Origin of the sequence: Nonomuraea fastidiosa, from assembly GCF_042751225.1 — a bacterium.
GTDB lineage: Bacteria > Actinomycetota > Actinomycetes > Streptosporangiales > Streptosporangiaceae > Nonomuraea > Nonomuraea fastidiosa.
In genome coordinates, this window is record NZ_CP170570.1 from 8,225,590 (window position 1) to 8,248,538 (window position 22,949).

Here is a 22,949-nt window from a genome sequence, read left to right on the forward strand (position 1 = left end):
CGGTCACACAAGCGGCGGTCCTGGCCGTGGACGGCCAGGACCAGGACGGCTCTGCCAGGGCGTACCGGATGTCCGGGCTAGACGATCGCGAACGCGTGCCGCGTGCGCGCGTACCCCTCCGGGAGCCGGGCGGGCAGGCCGAAGGAGGTGAAGTCGGCGGTCAGGAAGGAGACCACCTCGCCGATCCTGGAGCCGCGCACGGTGATGAGGTCGAGGCCGGCGGGCTGGTAGGCGGAGCGGCCGTCCCAGGCGTACGTGCCGAACGCGAGCTGCCCGTTCGCCTCGGTGGGCAGGACGCGCCAGCGCTGCCCCAGCACCTCGCTCAGGAAGATGCGGATCTCGGCGTGCCCGCGGTACAGCTCGGTCAGCGGCGGCATCGAGATCCGGGCGTCCTCGGTGAGCAGTGCGAGGATGGCGTCGGCGTCGCCGCTCTCCCACGCTTCGGCGTAGCGCTGGGCGACGTCCCGCCGGCCGGCCTCGCCGAGCGCGGCGAGCGCCTGCTGCTGGCTCTCCTCGGGACGCCGCGCGGCGAGGACCTTCCTGGCCCGCTGCAGCGCGCTGTTGACGGCGGGCCGGCCCGTGTCCAGCACCTCGGCGGCCTCGCCCGCGCTGTAGCCGAGGACGTCCCGCAGCAGCAGGGCGGCGCGCTGCACGGCGGTCAGGTGCTGGAGCATGGCGACGAACGCGAGCTCCATGCTCTCCCGCTGGAGCGTGCGCGCCTCGGGACCGAGCCGGTCCACCCAGCCCATCAGCCGGTCGGGGTAGGGCTCCAGCCACGCCACGTCCCCCGCCGATGGGCCGTCGGGCCGCAGGTCGGCGGGCAGTTCGCGGCGGCCGCGCCGCTCGATGAGCGTCAGGGAGCGGTTGGTCGCGATCCGGTACAGCCACGGGCGGAACGACCCACGATGCTCGACCCGTCCCAGGCCCCGCCAGGCCCGGTCAAGGGTCTCCTGCACCACGTCCTCCGCGTCGTGCACCGACCCCAGCATGCGGTAGCAGTACGCCCGCAGCTCCCCGCGCAGCGGGCCCACCAGGTCTCCGAACGCGTCGCCGTCGCCGGCCCGCGCCGCGTCGAGCAACTCGGCCTCGGTCGTGGTGTGCGGCCGGTCGGTGGCTTCCCTCATGTCTCCTCCATCGGTGTGCGCCGCACGGCCGGACGACTCGCGTGCCTCGGCACCGCGATGAGTTCGCCCGTTCCGGCGGGTCTTAACTACCGACGGATTCGCACCGACCCCTGAGAACGGAAAATCTGTTGATGTCTACTGACGAGGACAGCACGATTATGCGCGGCGCGCAACCCGTGCGCAGGAGCACATCGTTTGCCACAGGAGCCGCGGCGTGAGCGTCATCCCCGGCGATCGCAAGACCTTCTACCAGCTGCTGGCCAACACCGTTCTGGTGTCGGTGGTCAACAGCACCGCGTGGTTCGCCATCACCTTCTACGTCTATCTGCAGACGCACTCGGTCTTCGCGACCGGCGTGATCTCCGGCATCTTCCTGGTGCTGACGGCGCTGTCCGGCATCTGGTTCGGCAGCCTGGTCGATCACCACTCCAAGAAGGCGATGATGCAGCTGTCGGCGCTGGCGTCGCTCGTGCTCTACGCCGGGGCGCTGGCCGTCTATCTGACGGTGCCGCAGGAGTCGTTCACCGATCCGGCCGGCGTGCCGCTCTGGGTGATGGTCGTGCTGCTGATGTTCGGCGTCATCGCGGGCAACATCCGCACGATCGCGCTGCCGACGCTGGTGACGCTGTTGATCCCCGAGGAGGGCAGGGACCGCGCCAACGGGCTGGTCGGCAGCTCGACGGGGGTGAGCTTCCTGGTCACGTCGGTGTTCAGCGGCGGGCTCGTCGCACTCGGCGGCATGTACTGGGTGCTCGTGCTCGGCCTGGGGGCGCTGGTGCTCGCGCTGCTGCATCTGGCCGCCGTCCGCGTTCCGGGGAATCCGGAGGCTTCCGCGCAGGAGGACGCGCCGAAGCGGTCGGTGGATCTGCGCGGCACGATGCGGCTGGTCGGCGAGGTGCCGGGGCTGACGGCGCTGATCCTGTTCACCACGTTCAACAACTTCCTCGGCGGCGTCTTCATGGCGCTGATCGACCCGTACGGGCTGACGCTGGTGCCCGTGCAGGTGTGGGGGCTGCTCTGGGGCGTTTTGAGCACCGGGTTCATCGTGGGCGGGCTGCTCGTCTCGCGTACCGGTCTGAGCCGCAACCCGCTGCGGGTGCTGCTGCTCACCAACCTCGTGCTGTGGGGGGTGACCGTGCTGTTCCCGGTGCGCTCCTCGATCGTGCTGCTGTCTGTGGGGATGTACGCGTACATGCTGCTCGTGCCGTACGCCGAGGCCGCGGAGCAGACGATCCTGCAGAAGGTGGTGCCGTACGAGCGGCAGGGGCGGGTGTTCGGCTTCGCGCAGAGCGTGGAACAGGCCGCGTCGCCGCTCACCGCGTTCCTGATCTCGCCGATCGCGCAGTTCGTGGTCATCCCGTTCATGACGGACGGCGCGGGCGCCCGGGCGATCGGCGGCTGGTTCGGCACCGGCACCGACCGCGGGCTCGCCGTCATCTTCATGGCGGCCGGCGTCATCGGCCTGCTCGCCACCGTCGTCGCCTTGCGCAGCCGCCCGTACCGCCGGCTCAGCGAGCGCGTCACCTCCTCGCCTGACGAGGACGCCGGGGGCGCGGCCGAGCCGGCACCGCCGGAGGACCTTCAGCAGGCCAGGCCCTGAACCGCCGGTTGACCTCAACCCTGGTTGAGTTTCCAGCGTGATCCGGAGACACGGGAGGATCACGATGCGGATGGATCGGGCTGGAGTTCGGCGTCCTGAGCCTCCCGCTGCGTCCTGTCGCCCTGGTCGCGGCGCAGGTGCAGACGCTCCAGCACCGGTCGGGTGGCCGGGTCGTGCTCGGCGTCGGGATCGGCGGTTTCCCCGGCTCGCCGTTCTGGCGGGCCGTCGGACTCCCGCGCGGGACAGGGGGCGCCGGACCGATGAGGCGTTGCGCGTGCTGCCCGGCCTCATCCGCGGCGAGGCCACGAAGGCGGGCGACGCGGAGGTCACGCTCAGCCTCGACGGCGACGACTGGCTCCGTCAGGCGGAGACGCCGGCAGCGGCCAGGGCGCGGGCGGCTACGGTGCCCCGGCGGCGTACGGCTCCATGAGTTTCTGCTCGGCGTGGTCGAGCGCCATGCGTACGGCGCCGTACGCGATGCTCTCCTCGCCGAACGTGGACGGCGCGACCTCCGGCGGGTTGAGGCACATCTCGGCCAGGTGCGCCCGCATCCGTTCCAGCAGCACCTCTCCCCCGCGTGCCAGCGTGCCGCCCACGACGACCAGCTCGGGGTCCACCGCGGCCACGAGCACGGACGCACCCCGCGCGAGCCCGTGGGCGAGCCGGTCCACCAGCGCGAGCGCCTGCCGCTCGCCCGCCCGTGCGGCCTGGAAGAGCTCGTCCGCGCCGCGGCCCGCCTCGGCGAGCACCACCGACGCGTCCTCCCAGCCGGTGAGCGGGACCCTGCCCAGCTCGCCGGCGCTGCCGGTGCGGCCGGTACGCAGGCGGCCGTCGAGCAGCAGCCCGTGGCCCGCCCGGTAGCCGGTGAGCACGTAGACCAGGTCGTCGACGTGGCGTGCGCTGCCTCGCCAGTGCTCGGCGACGGCGGCGAGGTTGGCGTCGTTCGCCGCGAAGCCGGGGCAGCCGAACCATCGGCCCACCTGCCCGGCGAGGTCGAGCCCCGTCCAGCCGGGGATGAGAGTCGAGATCGTCACCCTGCCCGAGCGGTCCACGACGCCCGAGGTGCCCGCCGTGGCCGCCCACACGCCGCCGCGCGCCGGTCCGGCCGCCTCGACGCAGGCGGTGGCGGCCCGCTCGGCCAGCGCGAGGCGCTCGGCGGCGGGCAGGTGCTCGTCCGTGTCGAGCCGGCGTTCTGCGACGACGTCGCCGTCGAGGTCGGCCAGCATGGCGAGGATGCGCCGCGGCCCCACGTCCAGGCCGACGACGTGACCGGCGTCCGCCCGGAACGCGAAGCGCCGGGCCGGCCCGCCCCGCCCTCGGCCGGCGCGACCTCGCGTGCGAGCCCGCGCGCGGTCAGGTCGGCGAGCGCCGCCTCGGCGGTCTGCCGCGACAGGCCGGCGGCGCGCGCGAGCTGCGTCAGCGTCTGCGGCCCGCCCCGGCGCAGCGCGTGCAGGGTGGCGCGGGTGTTGAGCCGGCGCAGCAGCGCCGCGTCGCGAGTTACGCCAGGAGTTGTCATAAATCCTCTTGACCGTAGGACTGCAGCGACCCTAGCTTTATAACGCATCTTCTCATAATTGGAGCGGAAAGCATGCCGCACATCGGGCTGGCGCTGGTCGGGGCGGGCGACCGGGGGACGAAGTACACGAGGTACGCGACGATGGACGGCCACGCCAGGCTCGCCGCCGTGGCCGAGCCCGATCGGCGGCGCAGGGACGCGCTGCTCGCCGAGCACCCGGAGGCCCTGGCCTTCGGCGACTGGCGGGAGCTCGCCGAGCGGCCCCGGCTCGCGGACGCGGTGGTGATCGCGACGCTGGACGCCGACCACGTGGAACCGGCGGTGCGCTTCGCCGAGCTGGGTTACCACGTGCTGCTGGAGAAGCCGATGGCCACCGATCTGGCGGACTGCCGCCGGATCGTCGCGGCGGCCGAACGTTCCGGCGTGATATTCGCGGTCTGTCACGTGCTGCGCTACACCACCTACACCCGGCGGGTGAAGGACGTGCTCGACAGCGGGCGGCTCGGGGAGATCGTGACCATCGAGCACCTGGAGCCCGTCGGCTGGTGGCATCACGCCCACTCGTACGTGCGGGGCAAGTGGCGCCGTGCGGACGAGGCCACGTTCATGCTGCTCGCCAAGTCGTGCCACGACCTCGACTGGCTGACGTACGTGATGGGCCGCCGCGTCGCCCGGGTATCGTCGTTCGGCGGCCTGAAGCACTTCACGGCGGAGAACCGCCCGGCGGGCGCCGCCGACCGCTGCCTCGATTGCGCCGTCGCGGCCGGCTGTCCGTACGACGCCAGGCGCATCTATTCGCCGTACGTGGGCGAGGAGAAGCGCTGGCCCCTCTCGGTGCTCACTGACGACCCGACGGAGGCGGGCCTGTTGCGGGCGCTGCGCGAGGGCCCGTACGGCAGGTGCGTGTACGCCTGCGACAACGACGTGGTGGACCACCAGGTGGTGAACCTGGACTTCGACGGCGGGGCGACGGCCTCGTTCACCATGACCGCGTTCTCCCCGATGTCCCACCGCAGGACCCGCATCTTCGGCACCCGCGGCTTCCTTGAGGGTGACGGCGCCACGATCACCGTGACCGACTTCGTGACCGGCGAGGCCGAGGTCATCGAGACGAACCCGCCCGCCGACGGCCACGGAGGCGGCGACCAGGGCCTGATCGCCGCCTTCCTGGACGCGCTCACCCGGGACGACCCGGCCGCGATCCTGTCGGATCCCCGGGAGAGCCTGCACAGCCATGAGGTCGCCTGGGCGGCGGAGGAGTCCCGCCTCACCGGGACGGTCGTCACCCTCTGAGACGCCCTGCTAAGACGCCCCTCCGAGACGCCCTTTGGGAACGCCCTTCTGGGGCGTCAGCGCTGCGGCTCCCGGCGGAAGGTGACGTTCGCGCTGTAGCCGAACCCGCCGCCCCGGACGGTGTTGGCGTAGACGGCGACGTCGCTGACCGGGAGCTGGGCGTTGGTGGCGTTCACGCCGACCGCGGGCCTGGTCGAGCCCTCGGTCAGCGTGCGCCGGCTCGTGGCCTCAGCTCCGTCAGGTGCGTGATCGTAGAGCAGTGCCCGCTTCGTCCGGTGCGACGTGGTCCTTCCGGCAGCCGTTGGAGCAGCCGGATCGCAGGGAGCGGTCCCGGGAGGATGCGTCTACCATGCGGGCATGCCGCGATCAGGCAGCCCCCGGCGCTCCTGGAGCGGGCTCGGTCACCTGAACGCCGGACCGGCGCTCGCGCTCGCCGCTGTCGCGCTCAGTGCCGACTGCGCGAGCGGGCAGCCCGCCGCGCGAGGAGCGTCCCCCAACCGGTCCCCTCTTCCGCCACTCCCTCGTCCTCCTCCGCCTCGCCTTCTGCACCGCTGCGCAAGTACTCGCTGAAGGAGCTGAGGTCGAAGCCGTGCCTGGCCCTCGACGAGCGCGACCGCGCGGCCCTCGGCATCAAGGAGGAGGGAGAGCACAGCTCGACCAAGGGCGGGGAGGTGTGCAGGTGGGAGGTGGCGGGACAGAGCGTCAGCCTCGACCTCGACGTGCCGCTGTCCTTTGCGAAGACGATGACCAAGGACGGGCGCGTCACGCAGGTGCCGGTGGGTTTGCACCGGGGCATACAGGCCGAGTTCCAGCGCATCTGTTTCATCTTCGTCGCTGTGGACGATGTCGATCATCTGATCGGGACGACGACCATCCCGGACCGAGGGGTTTCACAGGACGCCAATGTCCGATGGGAGCCGCGGTCGTCGCCGCCGCGCTGACTCACATCCGCTGAACGTATGGGTCCCCGCCGGTGCCGTTACGAGGCGGCCGCCGGTTCCGGGGCGTGGTGGGCGCGGCGGTAGGCCAGGGGGGACAGGCCGAGGTTGGCGTAGAAGTGCTTGCGCAAGGCGACGGGGTCGCCGAAGCCGCAGGCGGTGGCGATGCGCGCGATCGGCAGCTCGGTGGTCTCCAGCAGCAGGCGCGCGTGCGCGAGCCGACGCTGCGCCAGCCACTTCTGCGGGCTGCTGCCCACCTCGCTGCGGAAGCGGCGGGTGAACGTGCGCACGCTCATGTTCGCGTGCCTGGCCATGTCCTCCAGTGTGATCGGCTCGGCCAGGTTGTCCAGCACCCACTGCCGGGTGGCCGACGTCGAACGGTCGGTGTCCTGCGGCACCGGGTGCTCGATGAACTGCGCCTGCCCGCCCTCGCGCCAGGGCGCGACCACGCAGCGCCGCGCGGCGGCCGCGGCGACCGCCGCCCCGTGGTCCATGCGGACCAGGTGCAGGCACAGGTCGATGCCGGCCGCGCCGCCGGCGGAGGTCAGGATGCGGCCGTTGTCGACGAACAAGACGTTCGGATCGACCTCGACCTTGGGGAACAGCCGCGCCAGCCGGTCGCACAGCGCCCAGTGGGTGGTGGCCCGCCGGCCGTCCAGCAGCCCGGCGGCGGCGAGCAGGAAGGCGGAGGTGCACAGGCTGACGATGCGGGTGTCCGGCCCGATGCGCTTCAGCGCGGCGGCGACGTCATCGGGCGGCTCGCCGGTCGCGAGCAGCCGCTCGCTGGGCTCCTGCGTGGCGATCACGACCGTGTCGGCGCTCTCCAGCAGCGACTCGTCGTGGTCTACGACGATCTTGTAGTCCTCGTGGGTGCGTACGGGCCTGCCGCCGATGGAGCAGGTGGTGACCGAGTACAGGCGGGTTCCGTCGGGCTCGCAGGCCTCGTTGAACACGCGAGCCGGGATGCCCAGATCCAGCGGCAGCACGCCGTCGAGCGCGAGAACGGCCACACGATGTGTCATGGCCGGAATTGTACGGTAGATGGCTCTCCGGCCACTCACACAGGTCCCTCGCCCTCGGCCACTCTTTCTTCCTGCCGGGGGTGACGCTCCCGGCACGGAACCCGAGGGAGGACATGATGCGAGCTGTCACGATCAAGGAGTTCGGCGGGCCCGAGGTGCTGACCGTGGAGGACGTGGAGCGCCCGGAGCCGCTGCCGACCGAGGTCCTGGTACGCGTGCACGCGGCCGGGGTCAACCCGGTGGACTGGAAGACCCGGGCGGGCCAGGGCATGGCGGGCCTGCAGACGTTCCCGCTGATCCTGGGCTGGGACGTCTCGGGCGTCGTGGAGAAGGTCGGCTTCGGTGTGCACACGCTCAGGCCCGGCGACGAGGTGTACGGCATGCCGTGGTTCCCGCGCGCGGCCGGCGCGTACGCCGAGTACGTGACCGCGCCGAGCCGCCAGTGGGCCCGCAAGCCGGCCACGCTCGACCACGTGCACGCGGCCGCCGTGCCGCTGGCCGCGCTGACCGCCTGGCAGATCCTGACCGCCACCGCCCACGTGCAGGAGGGCCAGCGCGTGCTGATCCACGCCGCCGCCGGCGGTGTCGGGCACTTCGCGGTGCAGTTCGCCCGCCACCTGGGCGCCCACGTGATCGGCACGGCCCGCGCCGCCCGCCACTCCTGGCTGAAGGAGCTGGGCGCCGAGGAGACCATCGACTACACGACCACCCGTTTCGAGGACGTCGCCGAGGACGTGGACGTCGTCATCGACCTGATCGGTGACGGGCAGGACCGGACGAGCACCCGTTCCCTGCGGACGCTGCGCCGCGGCGGCCTGCTGGTGGCCGTGCCCGGCGGCGTCTCCCCCGAGCTGGCCGAGGCGGCCGAGGAGGCCGGGGTGCGCACCAGCGCGTACCTGGTCGAGCCGGACGGTCCCGCGCTGGCCACGATCGCGGGCCTGATCGACGCGGGTCACGTCCGTGTCGAGGTGGAGGAGACGTTCCCACTGGAGCAGGCCGCCAAGGCGCACGAGCGCGGCGAGACCGGCCGCACCCGCGGCAAGCTCGTCCTCACCGTGAACTGACGCGGCCTTCCGAGTGACACGATGTTCTACGAGATCCGCCGCTACCAGGCCAAGCCCGGACGCCGCGACGAATGGGTGCGCTACATGGAGGACGTCGTCATCCCGTTCCAGACCGCGCAGGGCATGGACGTGACCGCCTCCTTCGTCGACGCGGAGGACCCGGACGGCTACGTCTGGATCCGCCGCTTCGATGACGAGGAGGAGAAGAAGGCGCTGTACGAGGCCGTCTACGAGAGCGACCGCTGGAAGAACGAGATCGGCCCGGTCGTCTACGACCTGCTGATCCGGGAGAGGACCGTGGTCACCCGTGTGACGCCGACCCCGGCGTCTCCCCTGAGGTGACGGCGCGGACAGGGCCCGCCCCGGACGCCGGGTCCGGGCTCTGCCGCCCGTCCGGCTCATCCGTGAGGGCCCTGGTCAGCACGTCGAGGACGGTGAACCGCTCCAGCTCCGCGGCGACGGCGTCGGCCACCATCTGGTCGAGGCAGGTCAGCGACTCCTGGATGTTGCGGCCGATCGGGCACGCCGGATCGGGCCCGTGCAGCCCGAGCACCGGGTCGTCGCCCTGAAGCAGCCGCCAGACCTGGGCGAGCGTGATGTCGCGGGGGTCGGCGGCCAGCTCCCAGCCTCCGCGCACGCCGGGGCGCGAGCGCACCAGCGCGGCCTCGCGCAGCGGCCCGAGCACGCGGCGTACGTAGACGGGGTTGACGTTGGTGCTCTCCGACAGCTCGTCGGAGCTGACCGGGCGGCCGTCGGTCTGGCCCGCGAGGTAGGTCAGGACGTGCACGGCCACGGCGAACTGCGTGTTCTTCGACCGTGCCATGCCGCCATCCTGTCATATCGCAACCGTTATGGCTACAGTATAATCAATTCGCAACTTTGATGATTGCGAATAGGAGCATCGGGATGACGATCGCCATCACAGGCGCCTCCGGCCCTCTGGGACGCGCCACCGCCGAGTACGTGCTGCAGACCACCGACCCGCGAGAGGTCGTGCTGACCACGCGCCGCCCCGAGGCGCTCGCCGATCTCGCCGCCCGCGGCGTCCAGGTGCGGCGGGCCGACTTCGGCGAGCCCGCCACGCTCGACACCGCGTTCGCGGGCGTCGAGCGGCTGGTGCTCATCTCCACCGACGTGGTGGGCGTGCGCCTCGACGGGCACCGCGCGGCGGTCAAGGCCGCCGCCGCTGCCGGGGTGCGGCACGTGATCTACACCTCGGTCCCCGAGCCGGTGCCGGACAACCCGGCGCTGGTGGTCACCGATCACGCCGGCACGGAGCAGGCGCTGCGCGACAGCGGCATGAGCTGGACGTTCCTGCGCAACAACCTGTACGCGCACATGCAGACCGCCCGCATCCAGCAGGCGATCGCGTCGGGCCGGCTGGTGAGCAACGGCGGAGACGGCGCCGTCGCCTACGTGACCAGGGAGGACTGCGCGGCGGCGGCCGCGGCGGTGCTCACCGAGGGCGGGCACGAGGGGCAGGCGTACGACATCACCGGGCCCGAGGCGCTGACCGCGGCCGACCTGGCGGCGCTCGCGCGCGAGATCGGCGGCCGGGACGTGGAGCTGGTGGAGGTGGACGACGCCGCGTACGCCGCCGGCCTGCGGGCGGCCGGTGTGCCCGAGGAGGCGGCGCGGGTGATGACGTCGTTCGGCGCGGCGACGCGGGGCGGCTTCCTCGCCACCGTGACCTCGGCGGTCGCCGACATCACCGGGCGGCGGCCGACCGCGCTGGCGGACGTCGTACGCACCGCGCTGAAGGGCTCCTGACGCCGGGGATCGCCTGACGCTGCGGACCGGCTCGCGTTCAAGAGCCGCCTGACCGCGCGGAATCCCGCCGTTCGCACCGTTGTTTAGACTGTACTGTAAAGTCTAAATTCGTGAACGGCAGGCGAGTGAGGAGCGCGGCGGCATGACGGACCGGCCGGCGCAGACGCGGCGGCGCAGATCTTCATCGGACGGGAAGATCCTCGCGGCGGCGAAGGAGCTGTTCCTGGCCGACCGCTACGCCGGCGTCACCGTGGAGCGGGTCGCCGAGCGGGCCGGCGTCTCGCGGCAGACCGTCTACAACCGCTTCGGCGCGAAGGAGACGGTCTTCCGCGAGATGCTCCGCTACCACTGGGAGTCCTTCGACGGCAAGAGCATCACGTGTGATGCGGGTGCGAGCGCCGAGGACGTCCTGCGGGAGTTCGCCCGTTCGCTGCGGCGCTTCGCCACCGAGACCGACCAGATCCGCTTCGCCCGGCTCGTGGTCACCGAGTCCGCCCGGCTTCCGTGGATCGCCGACGAGTTCTACCGGCTGGGTAAGGGACCGGTGGCGGCGGCGTTCACCGCCTGTCTGGACGACCTGGTCGAGCGCGGCCTCCTGCGCTGCGAGGACACCTACCTCGCGGCCCGCCAGTTCATGGGGCTGGTGCAGGAGTTCCTCGTGTGGCCCGGGGTGATGGCCTTCGAGGAGGAGATCGCCGCCCAGCCGTCCGCCGAGGTGGTGATCGAGGAGGCCGTACGCACGTTCCTGGCCCGCTACGGCCCCGCCTCGCCTGGCCCGCAGCTTTAGGAGATCCCGTTTCATGCCCGCTTACAAGATCGTTCTCGGCGACGTCGAGATCACCCGCGTCATCGAGTGGTCCGGCCCCGTCCGCACCGCCCGCTTCATCGTCCCGGACAGCGACGAGGAGACCTGGCGGCGCAACGAGGACTGGCTCGCGCCCGACTTCTGGAACCCCGCCGACGACGCCTACCTCTGCCACATCCAGACCTGGGTGCTGCGCAGCGAGGGCAAGACGATCCTGGTGGACACCGGGGTCGGCAACGGCAGGGCGCGCCCGCAGATCCCGCTGTTCGCCGATCTGCAGACGGACTTTCTCGACCGCCTGCGCGCGGCCGGGGTCGCACCCGAGGACGTCGACGTCGTCGTCAACACGCACATCCACTATGACCACGTCGGCTGGAACACCGAGTGGCGCGACGGGGCGTGGCGGCCGACGTTCCCGAACGCCACGTACCTGATCCCGCGCGTCGACAACACCTACTTCGACCCGGCGAACGCCCACCTGCGCCGGGCGCCGCGCGACGATCACGAGCGTATCCGCTGGGAGGGCAGCAAGCTCGTGTTCAACGACAGCATCGCGCCCATCCACGAGGCCGGGCAGGCGGTGCTGTGGGAGGGCGGCCACCGCATCGACGGCAACCTGACGCTCGAGCCCGCACCGGGGCACACCCCCGGCTCGTCCGTGCTCACCCTGCGCTCCGGCCCCGACCGGGCGGTCTTCGTCGGCGACATGCTGCACAGCCCCGTACAGGTCCTCGATCCGCGCTGGAACAGCTGCTTCTGCGACGACCTGCAGCTCGCCGCCAAGACCCGCCGCGCCTATCTCGAACGCGCCGCCGACCAGCGCGAGCTGATCTTCCCCGCCCACTGGCCCGGACACAGTGCCGCCGAGGTGCGCAAGAACGGCGACGGCTTCGCCGTCAACAAGTGGGCCGCCTTCCCCACCAGGTGACGGGCGCCCCTACAGTGGGTGCCCGTGCTCTACGGAAGGTCTGCGGAGATGGGCGCGCTCGACGAGGTGATCGCGCGGGCGCGTGACGGCTCCGGCGGCGCGGTCGTCGTGCGCGGTGAGGCGGGGACGGGCAAGACCGCCCTGCTCGACGCGGCGGCCGCGCGCGGCGGCGGGATGCGGGTGCTGCGGACCACGGGCGTCGAGTCGGAGTCCGATCTCGCGTTCGCGGCACTGCACCAGGTGCTGTGGCCGGTGCTCGGGTCGCTCGGCGCGCTGCCCGAGCCGCAGCGGCACGCCGTGGGCGCGGCCCTGGGGCTGGAGCCGGGCGGTGCGGGCGATCGGTTCCTGGTGGGGGCCGGGGTCCTGTCGCTGCTGGCCGAGGCGGCCGTGCCGGACGGGCTGATCTGCGTGATCGACGATTTCCAGTGGATCGACCGGGCCTCGGCCGACGCGCTGCTGTTCGCCGCCAGGCGGCTGGGCACGGAACGCATCGCGATGCTGTTCGCCGTACGCGGTGACGCCCCCGTCAAGGGGGTGCCGCGGACGGTGGACGTAGGGGCGCTGCCCGAGTCCGCCGCCGACGAGCTGCTGCGGGAGCGCCACGGCGAGCTGCCCGACCGGGTACGGCGGGAACTCGTCGCGCTGACCGGCGCGAACCCGCTCGCGCTCCACGAGATCGTCGCCCGCCTGACGCCCGCGCAGCTCGCCGGGGACGAGCCGTTGCCCGACCCGCTGCCCGGCGGCGCGCGCCTCTTCGGCGACCGGGTCGCCGCCCTGTCCCCCGAAGCCGGTCTCGTCGCCCTGATCGCCGCCGTCGAGGCCGACCTCCCGCTGGTGCTCGGGGCCGCCGAGCGGCTGGCCGGCGGGCAGGCGGCGCTGGCGGAGCTGGAGGAGTCGGGGCTGGCCGAGGTGTCGGGCGCGACCGTGCGGTTCCGGCATCCGCTCGTCCGCTCCGCGATCCTGGAGGCGGCCTCCCCCGCCGACGTGCGCCGGGTGCACGCCGTGCTGGCGGAGCTGGCCTGCGACGACCGCCGCGCCTGGCACCTGGCGGGTGCCACGCTGGGCCAGGACGAGCAGGTCGCCGCCGCGCTGGTGGCCGCCGCCGAGCGGGCGCGCGAGCGCGGCGGGTACGGCGCCGCCGCCACCGCCCTGTCCCGGGCCGCCGAGCTGACCCCGGACCCGCGCGTCCGTGCCGCGCGGTTGAAGGACGCCGCCGTCGCCGCCTGGCTCGGCGGGCGTCCTGGTCAGGCGCAGTCGCTGCTGGCCGAGGCCCGCGAGCGCGCCGGCGATGACGCGCGTCTCGCCATGGAGATCGCCCGGCTGCGCGGCCGGTTCGAGCTGAACTCGGGGGACGCCGCCGAGGCCGTACGCATCCTGTCGGCGGGCGACGGCCTGGACATGCTGGCCGACGCCGTGGAGGCGGCCTCGTACGTCGGCGACACGAAGGCGATCGCCGAGCTGGGCCGGCGGGCGGCGGCGCACCCCGAGGGGTTCCTGCGCGACACGGTGGCCGGGATCGGCCTGACCCTGGACGGCGACCCCGAGGGGCCGGGCCTGCTGCGGCGGGCCCTGTCGCGGGCTCTGTCGCGGGCCGGCGAGCTGGAGGACGCGGCCGAGCACCTGTGGGCGGCGGCCGCGGCCAGCTACCTGGGCGAGAACGACCTGGCCAATGAGCTGGCCGAGCGGGCCGGGCGGGTCGCCAGGGTGTCGGGGATGAGCGGGCAGCTGCCGGTCGTGCTGGAGTTCACAGCGACGGCGGAGCGCCTGGCCGGGCGGCTGGCGCGCAGCCAGGCCCTCTCCGAGGAGGGGCTGGAGCTGGCACGCGAGGCCGGATACACGAACACCGTCGCCGCGCACCTCGCCAACCTGGCGGCGGTGGCGGCGCTGCGGGGCGAGGAGGAGCTGTGCGCGCGGCAGGCCCGCGAGGCGCTGGCCATCGCGATCCCGCACCGGGTGGGGATGCGCGCGGGGGTGGCGTCGTACGCGCTGGCGCTGCTCGATCTGTGTCTCGGCCGGTACGCGGCGGCGCACGACCGGTTCAAGGCCGTCGTCGCGGCGGGGCCGGGGGCCGGGCATCCGACCGTGGTGTGGCGGACGGCCCCGGATCGGGTCGAGGCCGCCGTGGGCGCGGGCGACGAGGAGGGCGCGCGGGCGGCGCTGGCCGCGTACGAGCGGTGGTCGGCGAACGCCGCCACGGCCGAGTCGCAGGCCCTGCTGGCCCGCTGCCGCGGCCTGGTCGAAGGTTCCGATGACGCCTTCGCCGAGGCGCTGCGGCTGCACACCAACCCGTTCGAGGCGGCGAGGACGGCGCTGCTGCTGGGCGAGCGGCTGCGCAGGACGCAGCGGCCCGGTGAGGCGCGGGCGCATCTGCGGGCGGCGCTGGAGACGTTCGAGCAGGCGGGTGCCCGGCCGTGGGCGCGGCGGGCGCAGGACGAGCTGCGGGCGGCGGGCGAGAGCGGGCAGGCACCGGCCGCCGACGTGCTGGACGTGCTGACGCCGCAGGAGCTGCGCATCGCGGGCCTGGTCGCCGACGGGCTGTCCAGCAAGGAGATCGCGGCCCGGCTCTTCCTGAGCCCGCGTACCGTCGAATACCACCTGTACAAGATGTATCCGAAGCTGGGGATCAGCTCCCGTACTGATCTGGCGCGGCTGGTAGTTCTACGGAAGGCACCCGTAAGCGGCGGCGGCATGCTGTGAGGCATGCAGAACGTGAACATCTGGAGTGAAGAGTTCGGCGCCGGCACGGACGAGCCGATCCTGTTGATCATGGGTTCGATGTCACAGGGTGTCCTGTGGCCTGACGAGTTCGTCGGCCGGCTCACCGCCGGGGGCCGCCGGGTCATCCGGTACGACCACCGCGACACCGGCATGTCGGACACCGTGGACTTCGAAGCGAACCCGTACACGTGGGAGGACATCAAGGACGACGTCTACCGCGTGATGGACAAGCACGGTTTGGAAAGCGCGCACCTGGTGTGCCATTCGGCGGGCGGCCTGCTCGGGCAGCTCATCGCGGTGGAGCGTCCTGAGCGGGTGCGTACGCTGACCGTCATCGGCTCGTCCCCGCTCGGCGGTGGCGAGGGCGAGGTGCTCGTGCGGGCATTGATGGGGCAGCCGCAGCCCGAGGGCAGCCTGCCGGAGCCGACGCCGGAGTTCGTGGCCTTCTTCCGCCGGCTCATGGCCGCCCCGCCTCCTGCGGACCGGCGGGCGCAGATCGACGCCATGATCGCCGAGCAGCGCGTGCTGCACGGCACGGGGCTGCCGTTCGACGAGGACGCGGCGCGCCGTCTCCAGGAGCGCATCTACGACCGGGCCCGCGACCTGTCGAAGGCCGCCAACCACCGGCTGGCCGCGGCGGCCAAGCCCGACTTCGAGCCGGTGGGCGTACTCCACCAGGTCAAGGCGCCCACCCTGGTCATCGAGGGCAGCCACGAACCGGCCAAGCCGGGCCACGGCGCGATCATCGCCGAGCAGATCCCGGGGGCGCGGCTGATGATCGTGCAGGGCATGGGGCACACGCTGCCGCCGGAGGTGCACGAGGAGCTGGCCGACGCCATCCTCGCGCACACGGCCGGGTGAATCAGGACCGTGGCCCCAGGAACAGGCCGCCGCCTGGCGTCGATGACCTGGCCGGTGATCCAGCGGGCGGCGTGGGAGGCGAGGAACGCCACCACGTCGGCCACGTCGTCCGCGTTGCCGAGCCGGCACAGCGTTCAAGCCTCCGGGAGCGACGACGGGTCCAGACGCAGCGCACGATCCAGGCGCACGCGATCCGTCCGTTCAGCGAGCGCGGCTACGACGCGACGACCATGAACGACGTCGCCGAGGCGGCCGGGGTGTCGCCGATGACGCTCTACCGGCACTTCCCCACCAAGGAAGATCTCGTACTGATCGACCAGCACGGCGAGCTCATCGCCGAGCGCATCACCGCCTCCCCGCCCGATCAGCCGCTGGTACGCCGCATCGGCCGCGCACTCGTCGCCGCGGCCACCGCACTGACCGGCGACGGCGCGGAGGCCGACCGGCGGTCCCTGCTCGTCCGCCTCCGGCTCATGATCTCCACGCCCGCGCTGCGGGCCCGCCACCTGGACGACCAGTACGCGCTCAACCTCCGGATGTAGGACTTGGCGGCTGCCGGTCCTCGACGACGTCACCCGGGTGTGCACGATCAACGAGCCGAGCATGCTCTGCCTGCTGCGCGACTGGGAGGCCGTCGAGATGATCGCCGCCCGCCTGCCGGAGCCCGACGTCAAGGTGGCGGAGGTGCTCGTCCGCGCGCACAAGGCCGCGCGCGAGGTGCTGGCCGGGCGCGGCGGGCTGCGGTCCGGGTGGACCATCGGCACGCAGGACTTCCAGGCGCTGCCCGGCGCCGAGGAGGTGGCCCGCGCGTACGGCTACTACCGGGAGGGCTTCTTCACCGAGGCCGCCGCGGGCGACGGCTTCATCGGCGTGCAGAGCTACTCGCGTACGGTGATCGGCCCCGACGGTCCGGTGAAGGTGCCCGAGGGCGTGAGACGAACCTCCTCGGCTGGGAGTACTACCCGGCCTCGCCCGGCAACGCGCTGCGCCACTCGTGGGAGCTGGGGCGCGGCACCCCGCTCATCGTCACCGAGAACGGGTTCGCCACCCGCGACGACGAGCGCCGCATCGACCACACCGCCGCCGCGCCTGCCGGCGTGCGGGACGTCGGCGTCGGGCCCGAACTGGCCGGGGTCGCGTCCTGTCGAGGCGAAGCAGGCCAGGACGGGCTCGCCCGCCACCGCGATGGACGACGGCGTGAACGTGCGCGGCTACCTGTACTGGTCGCTGCTCGGCGTGACTCCGCCGACATCCGCAAGCCCGACTAGTAGTATTTTTTCGATCAGTCGTCGTACCGTACGGCGGCGGTCGTCCGGCCATGAGGAAAGGTGCAGCTGTGCGACGACTCGGCGTCCCGCGCCAGATCCCCCCGCCGGTGGAGGGTCATCTGCGGCTGGGCGACCCGCCCGGCGGGCCGGACGCGATCACCGTGAACTCCCGCCACCTGAGCCGGGGCGGCAGGCCGTGGTTTCCGATCATGGGCGAGTTCCACTACGCCCGCTACCCGGTGGCCGAGTGGCGGGAGGAGCTGCTGAAGGTGCGGGCGGGCGGGGTGACGGTCGTCGCCACGTACGTCTTCTGGAACCTGCACGAGGAGCGCCGCGGCGTCTTCGACTGGAGCGGCGACCGTGACCTGCGGCGGTTCGTACGCACCTGCGCCGAGCTCGGCCTTGACGTGGTGGTGCGGATCGGGCCGTGGGCGCACGGCGAGTCGCGCAACGGCGGCTTCCCCGACTGGGTGCTGCGGGCCGATTGCGAGCCGCGTACCGACGACCCACGCTACCTGGACCTGGTGCGCCCGCTGTTCGAGCAGATCGGCGCGCAGCTCGCCGGGCTGACCCGCGCGCACGGCGGCCCGGTGGTGGCGGTGCAGGTGGAGAACGAGCTGCACGACCGGCCGGGCCACCTCGTCACGATCAAGCGCATGGCCAAGGCGGCGGGCATCGACGCGCCGCTGTGGACGGCGACCGGCTGGGGGCACGCGCGGCTTCCGCCGGATGAGGTGATCCCGCTGTTCGGCGGCTACCCGGAGGCCGCGTGGGACACCGCGCACGACGGCTGGCCGCAGCAGAGCAGGGCGCACTACTTCTTCGGCCCCGGCCGCGACGACGACTCCATCGGGGCCGACCTGCGTACGACGGCGGTGACCGGGTCGGACGAGAGCCACCTCGCGCGCTACCCGTTCGCCACCTGCGAGCTGGGCGGCGGGATGTACACCTCCTACCACCGCAGGCCGATCATCCAGGCCGCCGACATCGCCGCGCTGGCGCTGGTGAAGCTGGGCAGCGGGTCGGTGTGGCAGGGCTACTACATGTACCACGGGGCGTCGCAGAAGATCGGCGCGCTGTCCACGCTGCAGGAGTCGCACGCCACCGGCTACCCCAACGACTGCCCGGTCATCACCTACGACTTCCAGGCGCCGCTCGGCGAGTACGGCCAGGTCCGCGACTCCTATCGGCACCTGCGGCGGCAGCACCTGTGGCTGGCGAGCGACGGCCCCGATCTGGCCGGCATGACGCTGGTGATGCCGCCCGACGCCCCCGCCGACACGGCCGACCGGCGGACGCTGCGCTGGTGCGTACGCTCCGACGGCCGCTCCGGGTTCCTGTTCGTCAACAACCACCAGCCGGTCGAGACCCTGCCCGCGCACGAGGGCGTGCGGTTCGCGGTCGAGCTGGGCGGGCGCGAGCTGGTCGTCCCGCGCGAGCCGGTGACGGTGCCCTCCGGGGCGTACTTCGCCTGGCCGCTGGCCCGCCCGGTCGGCGGCGCCACGCTGCTCACCGCCACCGCGCAGCCCATGGGCGTGCTGGCGGGCGACGAGCCGGTGCACGTCTTCTGCCAGACGGCGGGCATCCCGGTTGAGCTGGTCTTCGACGCGGCCACCGTGAGCGAGGTCGAGGGCCCCGCGACGGCGGAGCGCGACGGCGACCGCCTCGTGGTCACCGATCTCGCGCCCGGCACCGGATGCCTGCTGCGGATCCGCGACGCCTCCGGGGGCCGTGCGGCCGTCCTCGTCCTGGACGCCGATCGTGCGCTGAACGCGGCGGCGGGCCGGCTGTGGGGCGCGTACCGGCTGGTGCTGAGCGAGCGGCCGGTCGTGATCGAGGACGACCGGCTGACGGTCTACGGCCGGGGCTCGTCCGAGGTGCGGATCTACCCCGCGCCCGCCTCGGCGACGCGGACGGACGGCGTGTTCGGCCTGCTGCCCGCGCCGGCTCCGGCCGGTCAGCCGCCCGAGCCCAAGGTGGAGGAGATCAGGCAGGCGGGCCCGGCCCGGGCACCGGTCATCGACCCCAGGTCAGGGCGGGCGTCCGCGCCGGCCGACGCCGACTTCGAGCAGGCCGCCGTCTACCGCGTCACCGTCCCGCGCGAGGCTTTGACCGGTGATGACGAGGTGCTGCTGCGGCTCGACTGGGTCGGCGACGTCGGCCGCGCCTACATCGGCGGCCGCCTGGTGGCCGACCAGTTCTGGTACGGCCCCGCCTGGGAGATCGGGCTGCGCCGCTTCCGCGACGCGGTGCTGGAGCACGGCATCGAGATCCGGCTGCTGCCGCTGCGCGAGGACGCTCCCGTGTACGTCTCGCCGCAGGTGCGGCCCGGCTCCTATCCCGGCGGCTCCGTGCTGGAGCTGCGCTCGGTCAGCCTCGTCCCCATGCCCAGGCTCACCTTGGAGGAATCATGACGACGCTTGATGAGGCGCTGGCGGAGCTGCCCGTCATCGCCATCATCAGGGCCGCCGAGGCCCGCCACCTCGACGCGGCGCTGGAGACCCTGGCCGGGTCCGGCCTGCGGGCGATGGAGGTCACCATGCCGACCCCCGGCGCGACCGAGGCGATCCGCCGGGCCACCGGGCTTGAGGGCGTGGCGGTCGGGGCGGGCACCGTGCTCGACGCCGCCTCGGCGCGCAAGGCCGTGGACGCGGGTGCGGGCTTCCTCATCACCCCGGCCGTGCTGCCCGAGGTGATCGCGGAAGGGCGGCGGCTCGGCGTGCCCGTCCTGCCGGGGGCGTTCACGCCGACGGAGATCGTGCAGGCGTGGTCGCAGGGGGCCGCCATGGTGAAGGTCTTCCCGGCCGGTGCGGCCGGCGGGCCCGGTTACATCAAGGACGTGCGGGCGCCGCTGCCGCAGATCCCGCTGGTGCCGACGGGCGGCATCGGCATCGAGGACGTGCCCGCCTACCTGGCGGCCGGGGCGCGCGCGGTGGGGATGGGCTCGCCGCTGCTGGGCGACGCGTGCGCGGACGGCGACATGGCGGCGTTGGCCGCCCGCGCCAGACGCCTGGTCGATGTGGCCGGTCGACGGCCATCGGACGGGTGAACAAGACGCTATGACCGGGTCCGGCGCGAGGGCGCGGAGTTGCGGGCTCGGCGCTCGCGACAGAGCGCGGGAACGCGGGCTCGGCGGTCAGCGGGCCGTCTGCTCGCCGTGGATCTTCTTGGCCAGCTCGACGTCCGCGATCGAGCGCTCCATGAGCGACCGCATCGCGGTCTCGGCCGCCTTCGGCCGCTGCTTGCGCACGGCGAGCAGCACCTCGGCGTGCTTGTCCGTGGACTCGCTGGTGAGCGTGGCGTGCACGAACTGGTCGCGCAGCCGCAGCCCGGCCTCGATCGCGCTGGCCATCTGCGTCATCAGCTCGTTGTGCGCGGCGCGCAGCAGGGCGTGGTGGAAGGCCAGGTCGGCCTCGACGTGATCACCGGTGGCCCCGCCGGCCGCCGCTCGCATGGCGGCCAGGGCGTCCTCGAGGTCGGCGAGGTCGCGGTCGGTGCGGCGCTGGGCCGCCATGCGCGCCACGGCGGGCTCGACGGTCAGCCGCACCTCTCCCAGCTCGTCGAGGAACCGCTCGTCCACGCGGTCGGCGAAGCGCCAGCGCAGCACGTCGGCGTCGAGCAGCGCCCACTGCTCGCGGGGCGCGACGAAGGTGCCGCGCCGGGGCCTGGCGCCGACCAGGCCCTTGGCGGCCAGCACGCGCAGCGCCTCGCGTACGGCGGTCCTGCTCACCGCGAAGCGCTCCTGCAGCTCTGCCACGTCGAGGTCGTCGTCGGGGAGGAGGTCGCCGTTGACGATGGCCGTGCCGAGGCTGCTGACCACCCGGTCGTGCGCGCCGGATCTCCCGATCTCCGTCATGGCGGAATCATGCCACGCCCGCACTCCCTGCCACCGCCCTCATGATCACCCATGCCCGAGTCAGCTGAGCATACTAGTGAGAACATTAATCATACTTTTTCTTGACGTCGTACGAGGCAGGGCGGCATCCTGCTCGTCGAGTCCCGTACCCGGGCACCTCACCTGCCGATCCTGAGGGAGCCGACCTGTTGTCCACTTTGACCATCACGCTCTGGGACTTCTCCTGGTACGCCAGGACCGGGCCCGGCGAGCCGTTCGAGGATCTGGACCGCGCCTTCGACGAGGCGGTGGCGCGCGGCTACAACACGGTCCGGATCTGCGCGATGCCGTACCTGCTGTTCGGGTCGGGGCTGGACACCTCCGCGCTGACCTTCGCCCCCTTCGGGCGCGGTTACGGCCTCGGCACCCGCTGGTACGACCTGCGTGCGAGCGCGACGCTGGACGGCCGCGCCCACTTGCTGGCGCTGTTCGAGGCGGCCAGGCGGCACGGCTGCAAGGTGATCGTCTCCTCCTGGGAGTACCAGCAGAGCTCGAGTTTCCTGGCCGATCCCGCCTGGTACGAGGCGCTGCGCGCGGTGCCGCCGGAGCGGCGGGCGGGCGCGCTGGCCGAGGCGCTGGCCGGCCTGGTCGACTTCGTGGCCGGGCACGGGCTGGCCGAGCAGATCGCGTTCGTGGAGCTGCACAACGAGGTCCAGGCCTCCTGGCTCACCGAGGCGCTGCCGCCGGGCGAGCCGCCGGTGCCAGGGCTGCGGCCGTACTTGGAGAAGGCGCTGGACGCGTTCAAGTGCCGGCATCCCGACGTGCCCGCGACCGTGAACTACGCGGGCGTGCCCCACGGCGAGCTGCGCGGCGTCCCCGCGAACATCGACGTCGCCGTCTTCCACCCCTACGTCTACGGCGTGCTGGACGAGCTGGTCGGCACGTTCGCGCTGCGCGATCCGTCCCGGCCGTTCCCGCAGGAGCGCGCCCGCCGCGAGCTGCTGCGTCCGGACGCGCCCGACCTGGCGGAGTGGGGGCCGCAGCAGGAGTGGCGGACGGCGGCCACGGTGGTGTCGCCGCGCGAGGTCTATCTGCACGACTGGTGCGACCCGGCCCGCTTCGACCGCTGGCTGTACGACCGGTACGCCGCCTACCGCTACGGCATGGACGAGAAGCTGCGCTTGTGGATCGAGGTGGCCGCCGACTGGGCCGCCGCCCGGGACCTCCCGCTGGTGTTCGGCGAGGGCTGGGTCGGCTACACCCCGCTGCGCGGCACGTTCGAGGAGGGGCCCGTGGGGGCCGGGATCTGCCTGGACGCCGTACGCCACGCCAGGGACACCGGCGCATGGGGCACCGTCGTGTGCTCGAACGCCGCCCCGCACCACCCCATGTGGGACGACGTGACGCTGCAGGTCACCGCCAACCGGATCTTCACGGAGGGACGATGAGCGACCGCTTCACCGGCAGGACCGCCCTGGTCACCGGCGCCGCGTCGGGCATCGGCGCGGCCACCGCCCGCCGCCTGGCCGCCGAGGGCGCGCGGGTGCTGCTCGCCGACATCGCCGACGAGCCCGGCCGCGAGGTGGCCGCGTCGATCGGCGAGCGGGCCGCGTACGTGCACCTGAACGTCGCCTCCGCCGGCGACTGGGCCGCCGCCCTGGACGAGGTGCGCGACCGGTTCGGCCGCCTGGACGTGCTGCACGCCAACGGTCCCGGCCGGGTGGTGCCCGCGCGTCCGGCGCACGAGATGCCGGAGGCGGACTGGAACCTGCAGATCGACGTCTCGCTCAAGGCCGCGTACCTGGCCGCGCGGACGTTCTGCCCGCTGCTCGCCGAGACCTCGGGCGCGCTGGTCATCACCTCGTCGGTGCACGCCCAGACCGGCATCCCCGGCTGCGCGCCGTACGCCGCCGCCAAGGGCGGGCTGCAGTCGCTGGCCAGGCAGCTCGCCGTCGAGTACGCGCCGCGCGTCCGCGTCAACGCCGTCGTCCCCGGCCCGATCATGACCCCCGCCTGGGACGGCATCGATCAGGCGGGCCGCGACGCCACCCTCGCAGAGACCCCGGCGGGCCGCTTCGGCACACCCGACGAGGTGGCCGCGGCGGTCGCGTTCCTCGCCTCGCCGGACGCCTCGTTCATCACCGGAGCCTGCCTCAACGTCGACGGCGGCTGGAGCATCTCCACCACCTCCTCTTAGGAACGGAACC

At 72.9% G+C, this 22,949-nt stretch carries 20 protein-coding genes; 15 read left to right on the forward strand and 5 right to left on the reverse strand.

Annotated features, from left to right (window positions below):
- Nucleotides 1–77: 77 nt before the first annotated feature.
- Nucleotides 78–1,124 (reverse strand): RNA polymerase subunit sigma-70, encoded by a 1,047-nt coding sequence (locus ACFMQL_RS38120; protein WP_378789642.1) that lies wholly within the window; start codon nucleotides 1,122–1,124, stop codon nucleotides 78–80.
- Nucleotides 1,125–1,338: 214 nt separating this feature from the next.
- On the opposite strand from ACFMQL_RS38120, the gene ACFMQL_RS38125 reads away from it, so the two are divergent.
- Nucleotides 1,339–2,724 carry an MFS transporter gene (locus ACFMQL_RS38125; protein ID WP_364069976.1) on the forward strand — a complete coding sequence of 462 codons (1,386 nt, stop codon included), beginning with the start codon at nucleotides 1,339–1,341 and terminating at the stop codon, nucleotides 2,722–2,724.
- 398 nt (nucleotides 2,725–3,122) lie between these two features.
- Here ACFMQL_RS38125 and ACFMQL_RS38130 read toward each other — a convergent pair whose 3' ends face one another.
- The gene (locus ACFMQL_RS38130; protein WP_378789644.1) at nucleotides 3,123–3,974 is read right to left on the reverse strand and encodes an ROK family protein; all 852 of its coding nucleotides are present in this window, start codon (nucleotides 3,972–3,974) and stop codon (nucleotides 3,123–3,125) included.
- A gap of 338 nt (nucleotides 3,975–4,312) precedes the next feature.
- Between ACFMQL_RS38130 and ACFMQL_RS38135 the strand changes: the two genes are divergently transcribed.
- Nucleotides 4,313–5,533 (forward strand): Gfo/Idh/MocA family oxidoreductase, encoded by a 1,221-nt coding sequence (locus ACFMQL_RS38135; protein ID WP_364069980.1) that lies wholly within the window; start codon nucleotides 4,313–4,315, stop codon nucleotides 5,531–5,533.
- Between the two features lie 338 nt (nucleotides 5,534–5,871).
- Nucleotides 5,872–6,474 (forward strand): DUF3558 family protein, encoded by a 603-nt coding sequence (locus tag ACFMQL_RS38140; RefSeq protein WP_378790258.1) that lies wholly within the window; start codon nucleotides 5,872–5,874, stop codon nucleotides 6,472–6,474.
- 38 nt (nucleotides 6,475–6,512) lie between these two features.
- Here the strand turns inward: ACFMQL_RS38140 and ACFMQL_RS38145 are convergent, their stop codons facing one another.
- Nucleotides 6,513–7,493: a helix-turn-helix domain-containing protein gene (locus ACFMQL_RS38145; protein WP_364069986.1), complete on the reverse strand. Its 981-nt coding sequence runs from the start codon at nucleotides 7,491–7,493 to the stop codon at nucleotides 6,513–6,515.
- A 113-nt stretch (nucleotides 7,494–7,606) separates the two neighbouring features.
- On the opposite strand from ACFMQL_RS38145, the gene ACFMQL_RS38150 reads away from it, so the two are divergent.
- On the forward strand, nucleotides 7,607–8,557 hold the full coding sequence (locus tag ACFMQL_RS38150; RefSeq protein ID WP_364069988.1) for an NADP-dependent oxidoreductase: 951 nt from the start codon (nucleotides 7,607–7,609) through the stop codon (nucleotides 8,555–8,557).
- A gap of 21 nt (nucleotides 8,558–8,578) precedes the next feature.
- Nucleotides 8,579–8,899 (forward strand): NIPSNAP family protein, encoded by a 321-nt coding sequence (locus ACFMQL_RS38155; RefSeq protein WP_364069990.1) that lies wholly within the window; start codon nucleotides 8,579–8,581, stop codon nucleotides 8,897–8,899.
- Here ACFMQL_RS38155 and ACFMQL_RS38160 read toward each other — a convergent pair.
- Nucleotides 8,859–9,380, reverse strand: a complete 522-nt coding sequence (locus tag ACFMQL_RS38160; RefSeq protein ID WP_364069992.1) for an Rrf2 family transcriptional regulator — start codon at nucleotides 9,378–9,380, stop codon at nucleotides 8,859–8,861. The two genes, ACFMQL_RS38155 and ACFMQL_RS38160, sit on opposite strands and share 41 nt — an antisense overlap.
- An 83-nt stretch (nucleotides 9,381–9,463) precedes the next feature.
- Between ACFMQL_RS38160 and ACFMQL_RS38165 the strand changes: the two genes are divergently transcribed.
- From ACFMQL_RS38165 to ACFMQL_RS38200, 8 genes are all read left to right on the forward strand, one after another.
- A complete protein-coding gene (locus ACFMQL_RS38165) occupies nucleotides 9,464–10,327 on the forward strand; it encodes an NAD(P)H-binding protein (protein ID WP_364069994.1) in 864 nt (287 codons plus the stop codon).
- 142 nt (nucleotides 10,328–10,469) lie between these two features.
- On the forward strand, nucleotides 10,470–11,114 hold the full coding sequence (locus tag ACFMQL_RS38170) for a TetR/AcrR family transcriptional regulator (RefSeq protein WP_378789647.1): 645 nt from the start codon (nucleotides 10,470–10,472) through the stop codon (nucleotides 11,112–11,114).
- Between the two features lie 13 nt (nucleotides 11,115–11,127).
- Nucleotides 11,128–12,060: an MBL fold metallo-hydrolase gene (locus ACFMQL_RS38175; RefSeq protein WP_378789649.1), complete on the forward strand. Its 933-nt coding sequence runs from the start codon at nucleotides 11,128–11,130 to the stop codon at nucleotides 12,058–12,060.
- 24 nt (nucleotides 12,061–12,084) lie between these two features.
- Nucleotides 12,085–14,757 (forward strand): AAA family ATPase, encoded by a 2,673-nt coding sequence (locus ACFMQL_RS38180; protein WP_378789651.1) that lies wholly within the window; start codon nucleotides 12,085–12,087, stop codon nucleotides 14,755–14,757.
- A 3-nt stretch (nucleotides 14,758–14,760) separates the two neighbouring features.
- On the forward strand, nucleotides 14,761–15,639 hold the full coding sequence (locus ACFMQL_RS38185; RefSeq protein WP_364070002.1) for an alpha/beta fold hydrolase: 879 nt from the start codon (nucleotides 14,761–14,763) through the stop codon (nucleotides 15,637–15,639).
- Nucleotides 15,640–15,710: 71 nt separating this feature from the next.
- The gene (locus ACFMQL_RS38190) at nucleotides 15,711–16,181 is read left to right on the forward strand and encodes a TetR/AcrR family transcriptional regulator (protein WP_378789652.1); all 471 of its coding nucleotides are present in this window, start codon (nucleotides 15,711–15,713) and stop codon (nucleotides 16,179–16,181) included.
- A 794-nt stretch (nucleotides 16,182–16,975) separates the two neighbouring features.
- Nucleotides 16,976–19,321: a beta-galactosidase gene (locus tag ACFMQL_RS38195; RefSeq protein ID WP_378789654.1), complete on the forward strand. Its 2,346-nt coding sequence runs from the start codon at nucleotides 16,976–16,978 to the stop codon at nucleotides 19,319–19,321.
- Nucleotides 19,318–19,956 (forward strand): bifunctional 4-hydroxy-2-oxoglutarate aldolase/2-dehydro-3-deoxy-phosphogluconate aldolase, encoded by a 639-nt coding sequence (locus ACFMQL_RS38200; RefSeq protein ID WP_378789656.1) that lies wholly within the window; start codon nucleotides 19,318–19,320, stop codon nucleotides 19,954–19,956. The genes ACFMQL_RS38195 and ACFMQL_RS38200 overlap by 4 nt, the downstream gene beginning before the upstream one ends.
- An 87-nt stretch (nucleotides 19,957–20,043) precedes the next feature.
- Here ACFMQL_RS38200 and ACFMQL_RS38205 read toward each other — a convergent pair whose 3' ends face one another.
- Nucleotides 20,044–20,763, reverse strand: a complete 720-nt coding sequence (locus ACFMQL_RS38205; RefSeq protein WP_364070012.1) for an FCD domain-containing protein — start codon at nucleotides 20,761–20,763, stop codon at nucleotides 20,044–20,046.
- Between the two features lie 188 nt (nucleotides 20,764–20,951).
- Between ACFMQL_RS38205 and ACFMQL_RS38210 the strand changes: the two genes are divergently transcribed.
- Both ACFMQL_RS38210 and ACFMQL_RS38215 read left to right on the forward strand, forming a co-directional pair.
- A complete protein-coding gene (locus ACFMQL_RS38210; protein WP_378789658.1) occupies nucleotides 20,952–22,190 on the forward strand; it encodes a cellulase-like family protein in 1,239 nt (412 codons plus the stop codon).
- Nucleotides 22,187–22,939 carry an SDR family NAD(P)-dependent oxidoreductase gene (locus ACFMQL_RS38215; RefSeq protein ID WP_378789659.1) on the forward strand — a complete coding sequence of 251 codons (753 nt, stop codon included), beginning with the start codon at nucleotides 22,187–22,189 and terminating at the stop codon, nucleotides 22,937–22,939. The genes ACFMQL_RS38210 and ACFMQL_RS38215 overlap by 4 nt, the downstream gene beginning before the upstream one ends.
- Nucleotides 22,940–22,949: the final 10 nt, after the last annotated feature.